The following is a 13,927-nucleotide window of genomic DNA, read 5'->3' as shown; positions in this document are numbered from 1 at the left end:
CAAAAATCTGGACGATACTATAAGCGGATGCCCAGAAAAATCCTAGGAGAAAATAGACACAAATTCCCCCTTTGATGATATCGGATGTTACCTGTTCGGCGAGAATTAATTCTAGTAAAATCGAGTACACGCATAAACTAATAAAAGCTAGAGAAATTAATGTACTAGACAGATCGAACCAACGGTTGAAATCGCTATAAATAGGGATAATCGTGCTGAATGCTCGCAGGAGGAGGGCAATTAGAAACAGACCGATATTACATCTTAAAGCCAATTTACTGCGATCGATCTGATAGACGGCGATGATCAGAGAGAGGGAGAAGAAAAAGAAAACTAGCAAATCTCCCAGGGGTAGATATACTAAAAATGGGTAAATAATGTAGAGCGAGAGCAGATTTGCCAGCAGCCGATTGTATTTATTTTCTGTTGCCCGCATCAATTGACGGAATTTCATAGCAGCGAACCTTTAATTGGTAATATTTCCTCCTGCTAATTAATTTTAAGGGTATTTATCTCCTATCTTCTTTCTAAATTTTCTTGCTTGAATAAACAGCGACTTTCTATCTATTAGCCTCTAGAAGACTATTATAGACGCTTGGCAAGAGCGATCGCTATCAAAAAATGGCAAACTTAGACTTATAGATAGAACTTTTCGGTAATTTTTTTATTAAGAATTGACCATAAATTTTAAAAAATATTGCAGATAACCAGAAAACCCTATTTGTTTCAATCAAGGAAAAAAGTCAGAGTCTGACGTTATTAACCCATAAAAGCCAAAAAACTCTACAATTAAGATTAGTGAGGTATCCTGCATATTTACAAGAGAATAACTCTTAATAATACTTAATAATTTTTAATAATTCTGCTATCCCAAATCAGACAAAATGAATATCAATTTACAGCCCCTGATCGAGACTATTACTTTTCACGATATCGATGAACTAGGGTCGCGGATGAGAGCTTTTCGTTGGGACATGGTTCATCGACCGATCGAGGCGGGAACTTTCGAGGGGGAACTGTTCGTAGCTCAAGTCGGGGGCATACAATTCGCCCGACCGATTTACAATCGAGGAATTCGTTCTCAAGGGGATTCTCCTCCCGGGACAATCACCGTCGGGATACCCTTGTCTACACCCCGAGTCTTCAAGTGGCACGGGTATTCTTTATCGTCGAATTCCGCTCTCTTGCAGAAAAGTTCCAGGGGGATCGATATGCTTCGATCGGGAAACTTGCCCCTCGCTCTGGTTACTATCGATAACGATTCTCTGTTTTCCCAGGCCGAACAAACCGATCGGCTCGGGGTAGCATCTTTAATTACGGATTCAACCCTGGCAATTCAACCAGAGCCGACTGTCCTGAGACGATTCCGCTCTCATTTAAGATATATTTTTGAGCTTTTCTGGAGACAACCCCAGACAATTCTAGAGCCAGCTATGCAATCGCTGATCCGAGAGGATTTTATCTCTCTGGTTCTAGATGTACTCGATTCCCATCAAAACTATCCGCCGCTGCGCCCTTCAATACGACATCCCTACATTAAGCGAGCAGAGGAGATCTTACTGGACAATCTCGATCGCCCCCTCTCGATCCTCGATCTATGCCAAGAACTGCACATCAGTGAACGTACCCTCCGTTATGGTTTTCAGGAATGTTTTGGCCTGGGACCTGCGACTTATCTCAAAATTCAACGTCTTAACGGGGTACGACGACAACTAAAAGCGTCTGCGGGTCAAGGAATTACCGTTAGTGCGATCGCCCTACAGTGGGGATTCTGGCACATGGGTCAATTTGCCAAAGATTATAAGAAAATGTTCGGTGAGTGTCCGTCGGCAACTTTGCGAGATAATTCTTAACAAAATAAAAGTTAGATTTGCAGAATTTTGATAGTTTCTCCGAGCCTGCCAACGTTAAATATTAGTAGTAAACGAGGAGCAATTCTCTGAAAATCTCACGGGTTGACGCACAGAAATTAACCCCAGAAGAAACAGGAGAACTCGCTCCACTGTGAGCGATAATGACCAAGTACCGCGCCAAGAATTAGAATTAGTGAGAACTTTGGTCACGGAAAAAGTCAAGGCGGGACAATTAAGGCTTAATTATCTTTAATCGTCCCCGAAGAGCCAATTTTAGAAAACCTTAACGGGAAGAACTATCATGTTGACAAAAACTTTCAGCCTTCTCTGTGTCGGTTTAATCCTCGGACTGACATCAATAGGGGTTGTTGCCGCTACTAAAGATCAGGCTACAGAACTTCCGAAAAACTGTCAGTACCTCAAGGAAGTAGCCACTAATCAGACCCATATCCGCAAACAGATCGATGCCATAGGAAAGAATAACTTTAACACCGATTTCGCCGTTCCCTCCGGGGTGAAATTTGCCTCTTTTAAAGGAGTCATGGTTCCCGAAAACGATGGCAAATACGGAGTAACGATCAATCTCAAGTATCCCGATAATTCGGTTAATAGTGCCTTCCAGAAAAATGTCGAAATGAAACGGGGTGAAACCTATTCTTTACCCTTCCAATCACCCACGGGTAGACAGCCCTATCAGATTAATTTTAATATTAACGGGATGAATAATAACGCCTACACAATCGCAGTAATGGCCTGTAAATAGCGATCGCTTTTATTGATAACCCTCTGGAGAGACGATGAAAAATGCGATCGCTCGCTGACAGGAAAGTTTTCCGCCAGGGCTAAAGGTCGAGGTAGCTTTTGAGACGACTACTTTCGTCGATATAGCGATCGCTGATATCAAGGATAACACCATTGAGGCGATCCTCCACGCCATCATCGGTAGAGGCGGCTAGGTCCGGTTTCTGACCGATTATGATTACTTCTCTGTCGGGAATTGTTGGTTACATAAGTAGTCGTGCAAAATTAATTTCCTAGTCGAGACAGGAGACAGGAGACAGGAGACAGGAGACAGGAGACGGGAGACAGCTATTAGGGATCGGATTTGAGTTTTCAGTTCACTGTTTGCTCACACCAGAAGTCTGACGGAGTAGTGGCTTAGATGTGTAATTAATTTTGCTTAGGTACTTACCAAATTAAATAGAGAAAAAGGCAAATGATCTAAAATGAAGAGGTCGTATATGATTGAAAAATCATGGCAGCAGTAACCTCAACAGTAGTCAAAGAAAGCTTGGAAGTCAAATTAGATGAATTGTTTAAGAAATTAACACCCCCAGAGGGTTGCTTCTCTGACAGGATTTCCCTTCATCCTTGATGCTCTATCTGCACTGAATACAATTTAATTTGCTACAAGACCCATACTTTTTCTTGCAACAGGACCCGCCGAAGCTCGGTTATCGCGTAAGGAATAGTGGTGGAGATCTGTTTGTTGTGGCTCAGTTTTTGAGAATTGTCTATATACAAAGTCAGCCTTCATCCGATCGCACTTAAGTGAGGGACTTCTGCTGAGACTAAGTTAAAATTATAAAAAGCTCACACTCCCAGAAAGCCATTTATTTTCTAGAATAGAAGATTACCTGGATTATTTTTGCGGGGGGCAATCGGTGATTCTCAATTTTTCCCTAAGGATTGTAGCGGCCAAAGGCAAACTATTCTGTAAGTTTTCACTCTACAAAACCTATCGGGTGGTCAGCAGCGCCCCTGTCGATGTCCTCTGGCAAAAATTAATCAATGTGGCCGATGTCTCTTGGCATCCTTTGATCGCCAAGGCTGATGTTCCCCTGGGTTTAATCGCTAAACCGGGGTTAATCTATCAAGCTGTCACCCGTCTGACTCCCATTCCTATCCGGGTTTTCGTGGAAAATGTCCGCCCCGGGGAACTCCTCAGCCTCAGAGTTCTCGCTATCCCCGGCATGGAACAGAAAATGACGTACCAAGTGGAATCAACCCTCTGTGGTAGTTATATTTCCTATTCTGTCACCCTGCGCGGTTGGCTGTCCCCCTTCATCTGGTGGTTAAGTCGTCCCTATTTAGCCAAAGTCGCCGCCCAACTAGCTCACGCCGCCGAAGAATTAACGGCCTAAAAAAAATTCCTCCCCATTGTGCTAATAAATAATCTGCCAAGGGTCAAGATCTAAGTCACAATAGTATATGGATAGACTTAAACAAAATTTTAGTCAGCTACATTGGTACATATAGTCTACTGATATCATCCCGACGAGTTGAGCGCAACAACCTCAATCCGCCGGGATGAACTATCTCTAGAGACTTTACTGATGAAGTAAGCTCTACAGGAGGGAATTATGGGGGAATTAAACACAGCCGAACTTCTAGTTAAATGTCTAGAGAATGAAGGGGTCGAGTATATTTTTGGGCTACCCGGGGAAGAAAACCTCGATGTTTTGGAAGCCCTAAAAAACTCCTCGATCAAATTTATCACCACCCGTCACGAACAGGGCGCGGCTTTTATGGCCGATGTCTATGGACGCTTGACGGGAAAAGCGGGGGTTTGTCTCTCCACCTTAGGACCGGGGGCGACTAACCTAATGACGGGGGTAGCCGATGCTAACCTGGATGGGGCGCCCTTGGTGGCCATCACCGGCCAGGTGGGAACCGATCGAATGCACATTGAATCCCATCAATATCTGGATCTTGTGGCCATGTTCGCCCCGGTGACGAAATGGAATAAACAGATCGTCCGGCCGGGTATCACCCCGGAAGTGGTACGGAGAGCCTTTAAAACCGCCCAAAGTGAGAAACCGGGGGCAGTTCATATCGATCTTCCCGAAAATATCGCCGCTATGGCTGCCGATGGTAGTCCTTTGCCCCTCGATAGTCAGGAAAAAGTTTACGCTTCCTACCGGACTTTGAATATGGCGGCGGCAGTGATTTCTAAAGCCAAAAATCCCTTGATTTTGGCGGGAAATGGGGCAATTCGCGCTAATGCTAGTGAGGCTTTAACGGAATTCGCCACGGCCTTGAATATCCCTGTGGCTAACACTTTTATGGGTAAGGGGGTGATTCCCTATACCCATCCTCTGGCTCTTTGGGCGGTAGGATTACAGCAACGGGATTTGATTAGTTGTGCCTTCGAGCGCAGTGATTTAATTATCGCTGTTGGTTACGATTTAATCGAGTATTCCCCGAAAAAATGGAATCCAGACGGGAAATTACCGATTATTCACATCGGCATGACTCCAGCGGAAATTGACAGCAGTTATGCCCCAGTAGTGGAAGTGGTGGGTGATATCACCGATTCTCTCATCGATATCCTCAAACGGGCCGATCGCCAGAATAAACCAACTCCTGTCACCGCAGCATTAAAGACGGAAATTCGGGCCGATTACGAAACCTATGCCAATGATACGGGTTTTCCGATCAAGCCACAAAAATTGATCTACGATCTGCGTCAGGTAATGGGACCGGAAGATATTGCTATTTGTGACGTGGGCGCTCATAAAATGTGGATGGCCCGCCATTATCACTCCGATTGTCCTAATACTTGCATTATTTCTAACGGTTTCGCCGCTATGGGTATTGCTATCCCTGGTGCGATCGCCGCTAAGTTAGTTTATCCCGATAAGCGCGTTGTGGCGGTGACGGGAGACGGCGGTTTTATGATGAATTGTCAGGAGTTGGAGACAGCTTTGCGGGTGGGGACTCCCTTCGTCACTCTCATCTTTAATGATGGCGGTTACGGTTTAATCGAATGGAAGCAGTTAAACTATTTTGGGACATCTTCTTTTATTAAGTTTGGTAATCCCGATTTTGTTAAATTTGCTGAAAGTATGGGATTAAAAGGCTATCGGGTGGAATCTACTCAGGATTTGATCCCGACACTAGAGGATGCTTTCCGGCAAGATGTCCCTACGGTGATCGATGTTCCCGTCGATTACGGTGAAAATCTGCGTCTTTCCCAAAAATCGGGCGATCTAAGCTGTCAGATTTGGGAATAGAAGTTGATAGCGTTGACAATCCCCAAAAAATCCCCTAACTAAATCTCAGTTAGGGGGAAGTAATTAGGTTGGCTTTGGTAACGTTAGAAAACCCAATCTAGAACAACCATTCTAGAACCGCCTCATCTTTAGTGTTGGTATTGCGAGAGGGGGTTTCCCTGGTGAATTTCATGTGGATAGAACGATTTTGTTCACCATCGGCGGCTACGGCCATAATCGGATAATCGATTAAACCGTCTTGGAAGGACATCTGATAGCGGAAAGTGCCATCGGGATTGAGTTTAATCGGACGACCACCGATAGTTACGGTGGCATCCGGTTCGGTGGCACCATAGACGATTAATTCTGCATCGGCAACTAACCAGAATTTGCGCGGACGTTGTAGGGTTTCCGAAGCACCCATACCGATACCAGAAGCAGTCATCCCGATACCGGAAGCGGTTAGTCCCGATACCGTGGGAACTGCCCACATACCAACTCCAGAGGGGAATACATAAGAACTGATCACTTCCGACATCGGTACGGAACCAGCGACGTGCTGCATGGAACCAAACAAGGAACCGGCCACCCGTAGGGCCTCGATATCGCCGACACTCTCGAAAATTTGGTCGTAGATAGGGCTTCCCGTGGTTCCGGCACCGCTGCCGTAGCGTTTGCTGGGGGTAACGAGTTCGTAAACAGTTTTGCCCACCAGTTCTTCTTCCCAGTTAACGGTGACAAAAACATCTTCAATCCAGTCGGAAGGATAGACGGGAGGAATCCGCACTAAAGGAGAACGGGCCAAAACTAACCAACGACCATCAGCACAACGATAACCGATATCGATAACATAATCTCGATCGCTGACTGGAATCGGTAAATACCATTCCCGGGCCAATTCATCACAGAGATATTCTTGGACACTGTGGGCGCCTTGGCTATTGAGATCGATATCGGTGACATCATAAAGACGTAGGGCTAATTGTTGTCCCCCTTGACGACGCAAATCTTCTTTCGATTCGTTGGGGATATCCCAGTAAGCATAGGCCCACTGAGGATCGCGAGGTAGGAGGGTAATGCGATTTTCACCGTAGCCACCGGGCAGATCTCCTAAACCATCATCCACCGAACCTAGGATATCTTCGATCGGGTTAGCTTGACCTAATTCAAATTTTGCTGCTTCCACTGGTTTTTCCTCTTTAATAATAGATTTAAAATTGCCGCTTACTCCCATAGCTTGGGTAATTGCCTCGATTAACTGCGTTTTCCGCATCCGACTGTAACGAGAGATGCTGTATTGACTGGCAACTCGTCGCAGTTGCCGCAAGGTCATCTCATCTAAGGGGGGGTATTCTGGAACCATGAGTTGACGCTCTCCGATTAGTTACGACGGCAAATGTTTTTGGGCATTTGCAAAAGCAGTGATCTGGGTAATCCTTCCAACTACTCATCGATTGCTTTGTGAACGAGAGATCCACTCGATGGGGATCAAGGGAATCGCTTGTTATAAATACCTATTAAACAGCAAGATTCTGATTTTGACCAAGTACATTGTCATGATTTCTTGACAAAAACGCCAAACCCTTGATCCCAAAGAGATTTTCATGTCAGGAAGTTTTGATACGCTGTGCTGCCTTGAAACTGCATAAGGAAATTTTAGTACAAATGCTCGCCGATCTCCACTGATTACTGATTACCGATTACTGATCACTGATTTGTACTCCGATCCCGATCGCCTGTAATCTGATATTGAGACTTTTAGTTAAGGAGACTGAACCGCTTGGCTACCCGTGTGATTATTGTTCGTCATGGACAAAGCAGTTATAACGCACAGCAGAAAATACAAGGTCGCAGTGATGGCTCGGTTTTGACGGAAAAAGGCCATCTGGACGCGGAAAAAGTGGGAAATGCCCTCAGTCAAATCGATATCGCCGCTTTTTACTGTAGTCCTCTCCAAAGAGCCAAATCTACTGCTGAGGTGATTCAGTCTCGTTTAAATAACTCTCCCGTCATTCAACCCACTTCGCAGTTACTAGAAATCGATCTGCCTATCTGGGAAAATATGGTCAAAGAGGAGGTAAAAGCTCAATACCTCCAAGAATATCGGGATTGGCACCAAAAACCTCACGAATTTAAGATGATACTGCCCGATGGTCAAGAACATTATCCCGTTCTCTCCCTCTATCAACAGGCCCAAGATTTTTGGCGAGAAATTATTCCCCAACACGAGGGCCAAACTATCCTCATTGTTGCCCATAACGGCATTAATCGCTGTTTAATCCTCAGTGCCATCGGTATTCCAGTTTCCTTATACCATTCCCTGCAACAATCTAACTGTTGCGTTAATGTTCTCAATTTTACGCGTGATTTTGGTGATCCTGTCCAGGTGGAATCCCTCAATCAAACGGCACACTTAGGGATAGCTTTACCCCCACCGCGTCCTCCTTTCCAAGGTTCTAGGCTGCTACTGGTGCGTCACGGAGAAACCCAATGGAATCGGGATAAACGTTTTCAAGGTGTGCGCGATATTCCTCTCAATGATAATGGCAAAGCTCAAGCTGAGAAAGCCGCCGAATTTCTGCGAGAAACGCCGATCAATCACGCTGTCACCAGTCCTTTGTCCCGTCCCAAGGAAACTGCCCAAATTATCCTGCAATATCACCCCGATATCACCTTAGATACCCAAGTAGATCTGACAGAAATCTGTCACGGACTTTGGGAAGGTAAATTAGAGGAGGAAATTGAAGCAAGTTTCCCCGGGATGTTAGAAGACTGGAAAAATGCCCCGGAAACCGTGCAAATGCCGGAAGGGGAGAATTTACAGGAAGTTTGGGATCGAGCGATCGCTTGTTGGCAGCAAATCGTTAAAACCTATAGTAATAGTGATCAACCTAAGACAATTATGGTAGTAGCTCACGATGCCATTAATAAGGTGATTCTTTGTTATTTATTGGGTTTAAAACCCGCTAATTTCTGGAATATTAAACAGGGAAATGGCGCGGTTAGTGTTATCGATTATCCCAAAGGAGTTGACTCTCAACCGGTCTTGCAAGCAATTAATATTACCTCTCATCTAGGAGCGGGAATACTCGATCGCACGGCAGCTGGCGCTTTATAACAGTTATCAGTTATCAGTTATCAGTGATCAGTTATCAGTTATCAGTGGGTAAGTTAACAGTTATCAGTATTCAGTATTCAGTATTCAGTATTCAGAAGATTGCTTTTATTTATTCTTCCCACTTCCCACTTCATAATTCATAATTCATAATTCATAATTCATAATTCCTAATTCCTAATTCATAATTCATAATTCATAATTCCTAATTCCCGCTAACTAGAAGCTAATAATTGATTCTCAATCTGTCTAACTACCGTTAGCGCCGAATAGCTGACTCCGGCAGTGCCTTCTCCCGGATGGGTGGAATCTCCCACTAACCAAAGATGGGGGATCGGAGTGCGCGTCGCTACGCCAAAAGGGCCAAAAGTGGACAATCTTTGACCAATACCGCCGACAATGCCCTGATTTCGCCCCGTAAACCGTTCAAAAGTGCGAGGTGTAGCTGATTCGATGTGAACGATGTGATCAGGACTAAGATGGAAATAATTACCGAGACGCTCGATCGCCTCTTGGGTGTATGCTGCTTTTAATTGCTGATAATTATCTTCTCCTTTTCGCCACCAAAGACTGGTATCGGTGAAGGAAGAAGCAATAATCGTCGCTTTTCCCACTGGAGCGCGGCCATCCCCTTCTTTACTCACGGAAACAAACAAAGAGTTATTTTCGCCGATTATGCCATCGTCATCGTAGAGGAATTGCAAATGGGGAGGACAATCGGGGGGAATAGCAGCGCGATCAACTCCTAAGTAAACCACAAAAGCACCGGATGCGGGGGGAAGTTTTTCGATTCTCCGGTGATAAAGACTGGGAATGGCTTCGCGATCGATTAATTGTGGTAAATTTTGGATCGGGATATTAGCCACAATCTCATCGGCCATTTCTGGATATATTTGACCATTTTTTTGATTTCTGACGATAATTCCTGTGGCTTTTCCCTTTTCTGTCAGTATTTTTTCCACTGTGTGGCGCATTTGCAATTTACCGCCGTATTTTTCCAAAGCTGTTACTAGGCGATCGCTTAATACCTGCATACTACCCTGAAGGTGGGATAAACCTTGGGGAGACTGAGAAACTGCCAAAGCGGTGGCGGCATAAAGTAAAGCGGTTTCATCGGCATTAACTTGGGAATAAAGCTTTAACTGGAGATCAAGGAAGGTTTTTAGGCGTTTATCCCTCTCTAAGCCGTATAATCGCAGAGCATCTCCCACAGTCATCAAAGTAAAAGGGAAGGTAATGGCAGTATCTAAACGCAAAGCGGCGATTAATTGCCCTAAATCCCACCAGTTGCGCGGGGGTAAAACTGGATCGCGACTTTGAAAACGCCAACTTGCTTGAAAGAGTTTTTGTAATAATTGCCAAAAAGGTTCGCTGCCCGGAAATTGTTTTTGTCTTTCCTCTTGCCACTTTTGCGGATCGCGCCAGACATTAATCGGAGTGGTTTCCCCCGGCAGAAAAACGGCACAAGCGGGATCGCAGGGGACAGAATCGGGTAAATCTATCCCTAATTCGGCAAAAATGCGCTGATGAATGCCCCCTACTTCTAATCCTGCCACTTGAGTTGCCCCCACGTCAAAGGTAAAACCCCGACGGGAAAAAGTCGAGGCACAACCCCCAGGTACAAGCGCCTGATCATATACTGTGACTTGATAACCTCGACGCGCCAATAATGCCGCCGCCGTTAGTCCGCCAATCCCTGCACCAATAACGGTAATTTGCGTCATTTTCTTAATAATTATTTATATTTATTTTTATACTAACGCTTTTGGCAGTCCGGAGTCAGTTATCAGTGATCAGTTATCAGTGATCAGTTCACTGTTTACTGGACGGCTACGCCGTGCCTTTGGCAACACTGAAAAGCTCCCCACTTCCCCACCTCCCCAATTCATAATTCATAATTCATAATTCATAATTCCCCCACTTCATAATTCATAATTCATAATTTATAATTCATAACAGTTTACTTGCGCCCCTAGGGTATCTAAAGCTAAAATTTTCACCTCAGAGTTAATCCCCACTTCCTCCCAAGCATTGGTCATCTCTGGGGCTATTTTTTGGGCATTTTCAGGGTTAGTTAAAGCCAATAGGCTCGGACCTGCGCCACTAATTACCATCCCGTAAGCACCCGCGTTAATGGCGGCTTTTTTCACCTTTTCGTAACCCGGGATCAAAGATTGGCGATAGGGTTGATGCAGTTTATCCTCTAGGGCAATTCTCAGCCAATCGCCGTTACCCGTCTCTAATCCCCGCAATAATAAACCCAAGCGGGAAATATTGAAAATTGCCTCCTGACGGCTAATTTTTTCCGGTAAAACCGCCCTAGCTTTTTCCGTAGCCAGTTCAAAATCGGGAATCGCCAAGACGGGAATGAGATTTTTTTGCCAAAATACTTGACAAATAGCCCAATTTGTGCTATCACCTGCCGATAGCTGACAGTTGCCCCGCAAAGCCGGCACCACATTATCTGGATGTCCCTCCAATGCGATCGCTAATGCTTCGATTTCCCCCATAGATAAAGGATTTCCGGCGCATTGATTGGCAGCCACTAACCCGCCGACAATAGCAGTGGCAGAACTACCTAAACCTCTAGCCAGAGGAACCCCTAAACCGATCTCGATGGCGATCGGGGGCGGATTCTGTCCTATTTTTTGATAAACTTGCAAAAAAGAAGTGTAGATTAAATTATCAGCACCTTGGCTAACTTTAGCTGATTCAGTTCCCTTGACACTAATGCTGACAGGGTTAGCTGTCGTTGCCGGCAGCAGGGTAAAAGTAAACTGATTATATAGGGTTAAGGCCGCTCCGAGACAATCGAAGCCGGGCCCAATATTAGCAGTGGTAGCGGGAACTGTTACCGTAAAAGTTGTCATGGTTAAGCTTTTGCCTGAAGATAGCGGCGATTTACCTCCTCCCAGTTAACCACATTCCACCACTGTTTTAAATATTCAGCCCGTTGATTACGGTATTTTAAGTAATAGGCGTGTTCCCAAACATCATTGCCCATAATTGGCTGTAATCCCATCATTAGCGGGCTATCTTGGTTAGCAGTGCTGGTAATTTCTAGTTGTCCTGACTTATTTAACACCAACCATGTCCAACCACTACCAAAAAGTTTAGTACCTGCTTGGTTGAAAGCGTTTTTAAATTCCTCGAAACTGCCAAATTTAGCGATTATTGCCGCTCCTATTTCTCCTGTTGGTTCGCCACCGCCATCGGGGGACATAATCTGCCAAAACATCGTATGATTAAGATCGCCGCCGCCATTATTGCGGATAGTGATGCGAAGATCGGCGGGTAAAGAGTCAAGATTTTTAATTAATTCTACTACTGTTTTTTTCTGCAATTCTGGATATTTTGCCACTGCCGCGTTGAGATTATTAACGTAGGCTGCATGGTGTTTATCGTGATGAAATTGCATCGTTTCCTTATCGATATAAGGTTCTAGGGCATCATAGCTATAGGGTAGGGCAATAAGACCATAGGGACCAGTAGCAGCAAAAGCGGCACGGTTAAAACCGGCAAGAGTGGCTGTGCCAAGGGTAGCACCTAAAAGATAAAGAAATTGACGGCGATCAAGAGACATATTCTCAGAGCAGATGTTCCAATGATCAATTATCCTATCGATCGGTACTTCGGGAGAGAAAAGTTTTTATCGACGGACTCCTAAACGCAATCGGCTGCATCTCTATATTACATTTTCGGTGTAAGCAGTTCGATAAACTCACTGACCACGTTGCGCCCCCACATTACACAATGACCTAAAATACTTTTTAAGCCAGCCTTTGTTACCATAAACGATAAAAACTTTTCAACAAGCGCGGCGGAATTTTTAGATAATAACCAATAATAACTAATTGATTAACTAAGGTGGTTTTGCCAACTCCTAATTTTTGCCAACGTCTTGCCGAGGTAATCACCGCAGCAGAAACTATGGCTATTTTACCCCTTTTTTTCAATCTTTGTATTAATTCAAAATCTTCCATAATTGGCAACTCAGGAAAACCGCCTAAATCGGCAAAGATTGAGGCTTTTAAAAATATTCCTTGATCTCCGTAGGGAAGGGAAAACCAGCGAGAACGCCAATTAACTAATTTTTCCACTAAACGCAGGGTTTTTTCCTCTCTATCAATTTTTAATTCAAAGGCCCCCGCTACTATCCCAGTTTGGGATAAAGTATCGATAATTTGTTCTTGAAATTCATGGGGAAGTAAAGTATCTCCGTGCAGAAATAACAAAATATCTCCTTTCGCTATTTTTGCTCCTAAATTCATCTGAAATGCACGACCTTTACTAGAAGAAATAATTACTTTCGCTCCCAATTGTTCGGCTATTTCTCTAGTTTTATCGGTACTTCCCCCATCGACAACAATAATTTCTACCCCCGCACCTATCTGTTTTAACGTTGCTGCAATTCTTAACTCCTCATTAAGAGTCGGAATGATAATACTAAGATAATTCATGAGGTTTTGTACTAACTCAAGTCAGAGGATTTAGGGGCAACCATCGGGTAAATTTTCCTACAGATACCGAGGGATTGATTGGGATGTGTAATAAGTAAGTAGTTATAATTAAATAGAAGATAGATTTTGCCTCTGATCCCCCCTGCCCCCCTTGATAAGGGGGGTGCCGGTAGGCGGGGGGATCCCCCCTTAATCCCCCCTTAATAAGGGGGGTATCTGACAACTTTTAACACCTACCTACTTAACTGTTTTTCCGGTAAAAAAGTTAAACATTGCTGCCAGTTCTCCACAGTGGCTAAAGCTGCCGTCAAAAGTCGATGCCAAATTAGGTTACACTTCATCTCTATCAGAAACGAAACTCTATTCTAAGATAGGTGGGACAATGCCGAATATTAAAGGAGACGATGGTGCGCTCAAAACCATCTTCAGCAATAGTAAAATTATCGCAGTGGTCGGGCATTCCGAGAAATCGAGCCGCGCCAGCTATCAGGTGGCCAAATTCCT

The 13,927-nt window shown here is 44.5% G+C and carries 12 protein-coding genes and 1 pseudogene; 6 read left to right on the top strand and 7 right to left on the bottom strand.

Going from position 1 to position 13,927, the window contains the following annotated elements; all coding sequences use genetic code 11:
• A partial coding sequence (locus tag PX484_RS11335) for a two pore domain potassium channel family protein (protein WP_288103872.1) occupies positions 1 to 454 on the bottom strand: 454 nt, incomplete at its 3' end.
• 430 nt (positions 455 to 884) lie between these two features.
• On the opposite strand from PX484_RS11335, the gene PX484_RS11330 reads away from it, so the two are divergent.
• Both PX484_RS11330 and PX484_RS11325 read left to right on the top strand, forming a co-directional pair.
• On the top strand, positions 885 to 1,853 hold the full coding sequence (locus PX484_RS11330; RefSeq protein WP_159251925.1) for a helix-turn-helix domain-containing protein: 969 nt from the start codon (positions 885 to 887) through the stop codon (positions 1,851 to 1,853).
• 301 nt (positions 1,854 to 2,154) lie between these two features.
• The gene (locus PX484_RS11325) at positions 2,155 to 2,616 is read left to right on the top strand and encodes a hypothetical protein (RefSeq protein ID WP_002800691.1); all 462 of its coding nucleotides are present in this window, start codon (positions 2,155 to 2,157) and stop codon (positions 2,614 to 2,616) included.
• Between the two features lie 9 nt (positions 2,617 to 2,625).
• Here the strand turns inward: PX484_RS11325 and PX484_RS11320 are convergent, their stop codons facing one another.
• A complete protein-coding gene (locus PX484_RS11320; RefSeq protein WP_287767073.1) occupies positions 2,626 to 2,769 on the bottom strand; it encodes a hypothetical protein in 144 nt (47 codons plus the stop codon).
• Between the two features lie 748 nt (positions 2,770 to 3,517).
• On the opposite strand from PX484_RS11320, the gene PX484_RS11315 reads away from it, so the two are divergent.
• Together PX484_RS11315 and PX484_RS11310 are read left to right on the top strand one after the other, a co-directional pair.
• Complete coding sequence (locus PX484_RS11315) at positions 3,518 to 3,997, top strand: SRPBCC family protein (protein WP_287669852.1); 480 nt, start codon at positions 3,518 to 3,520, stop codon at positions 3,995 to 3,997.
• 219 nt (positions 3,998 to 4,216) lie between these two features.
• The gene (locus tag PX484_RS11310; RefSeq protein WP_288103869.1) at positions 4,217 to 5,869 is read left to right on the top strand and encodes an acetolactate synthase large subunit; all 1,653 of its coding nucleotides are present in this window, start codon (positions 4,217 to 4,219) and stop codon (positions 5,867 to 5,869) included.
• Positions 5,870 to 5,966: 97 nt separating this feature from the next.
• On the opposite strand, the gene PX484_RS11305 is transcribed toward PX484_RS11310, so the two are convergent.
• A complete protein-coding gene (locus tag PX484_RS11305; protein WP_287767074.1) occupies positions 5,967 to 7,211 on the bottom strand; it encodes a DUF4912 domain-containing protein in 1,245 nt (414 codons plus the stop codon).
• A gap of 417 nt (positions 7,212 to 7,628) precedes the next feature.
• Here PX484_RS11305 and PX484_RS11300 point away from each other — a divergent pair, with 417 nt between their 5' ends.
• The gene (locus tag PX484_RS11300; RefSeq protein WP_287767076.1) at positions 7,629 to 8,966 is read left to right on the top strand and encodes a histidine phosphatase family protein; all 1,338 of its coding nucleotides are present in this window, start codon (positions 7,629 to 7,631) and stop codon (positions 8,964 to 8,966) included.
• Between the two features lie 212 nt (positions 8,967 to 9,178).
• Here PX484_RS11300 and crtD read toward each other — a convergent pair whose 3' ends face one another.
• The 4 genes from crtD to PX484_RS11280 form a co-directional block, all read right to left on the bottom strand.
• Positions 9,179 to 10,687, bottom strand: a complete 1,509-nt coding sequence (gene crtD, locus PX484_RS11295; RefSeq protein ID WP_287767077.1) for a C-3',4' desaturase CrtD — start codon at positions 10,685 to 10,687, stop codon at positions 9,179 to 9,181.
• Positions 10,688 to 10,906: 219 nt separating this feature from the next.
• Positions 10,907 to 11,833 carry a homoserine kinase gene (thrB, locus tag PX484_RS11290; RefSeq protein ID WP_287767078.1) on the bottom strand — a complete coding sequence of 309 codons (927 nt, stop codon included), beginning with the start codon at positions 11,831 to 11,833 and terminating at the stop codon, positions 10,907 to 10,909.
• Between the two features lie 2 nt (positions 11,834 to 11,835).
• Positions 11,836 to 12,546, bottom strand: a complete 711-nt coding sequence (locus tag PX484_RS11285) for a superoxide dismutase (protein WP_002800698.1) — start codon at positions 12,544 to 12,546, stop codon at positions 11,836 to 11,838.
• Between the two features lie 202 nt (positions 12,547 to 12,748).
• Positions 12,749 to 13,423: a TIGR04283 family arsenosugar biosynthesis glycosyltransferase gene (locus PX484_RS11280; RefSeq protein ID WP_287669864.1), complete on the bottom strand. Its 675-nt coding sequence runs from the start codon at positions 13,421 to 13,423 to the stop codon at positions 12,749 to 12,751.
• A 382-nt stretch (positions 13,424 to 13,805) separates the two neighbouring features.
• Here PX484_RS11280 and PX484_RS25750 point away from each other — a divergent pair.
• Positions 13,806 to 13,927, top strand: a pseudogene (locus PX484_RS25750) (CoA-binding protein); the annotation flags it as partial.

Origin of the sequence: Microcystis sp. M49636_WE2 (genome assembly GCF_030065375.1) — a bacterium.
GTDB lineage: Bacteria > Cyanobacteriota > Cyanobacteriia > Cyanobacteriales > Microcystaceae > Microcystis > Microcystis aeruginosa_C.
This window is presented reverse-complemented; position numbering and strand designations above follow the sequence as displayed.

What these genes read in the sequence shown, in the direction of transcription:
- PX484_RS11330 (WP_159251925.1), top strand. Translation starts at nt 885, where the DNA reads ATGAATATCAATTTACAGCCCCTGATCGAGACTATTACTTTTCACGAT.
- PX484_RS11325 (WP_002800691.1), top strand. Translation starts at nt 2,155, where the DNA reads ATGTTGACAAAAACTTTCAGCCTTCTCTGTGTCGGTTTAATCCTCGGA.
- PX484_RS11320 (WP_287767073.1), bottom strand. Translation starts at nt 2,769, where the DNA reads ATGGTGTTATCCTTGATATCAGCGATCGCTATATCGACGAAAGTAGTC.
- PX484_RS11310 (WP_288103869.1), top strand. Translation starts at nt 4,217, where the DNA reads ATGGGGGAATTAAACACAGCCGAACTTCTAGTTAAATGTCTAGAGAAT.
- PX484_RS11305 (WP_287767074.1), bottom strand. Translation starts at nt 7,211, where the DNA reads ATGGTTCCAGAATACCCCCCCTTAGATGAGATGACCTTGCGGCAACTG.
- crtD (WP_287767077.1), bottom strand. Translation starts at nt 10,687, where the DNA reads ATGACGCAAATTACCGTTATTGGTGCAGGGATTGGCGGACTAACGGCG.
- thrB (WP_287767078.1), bottom strand. Translation starts at nt 11,833, where the DNA reads ATGACAACTTTTACGGTAACAGTTCCCGCTACCACTGCTAATATTGGG.
- PX484_RS11285 (WP_002800698.1), bottom strand. Translation starts at nt 12,546, where the DNA reads ATGTCTCTTGATCGCCGTCAATTTCTTTATCTTTTAGGTGCTACCCTT.
- PX484_RS11280 (WP_287669864.1), bottom strand. Translation starts at nt 13,423, where the DNA reads ATGAATTATCTTAGTATTATCATTCCGACTCTTAATGAGGAGTTAAGA.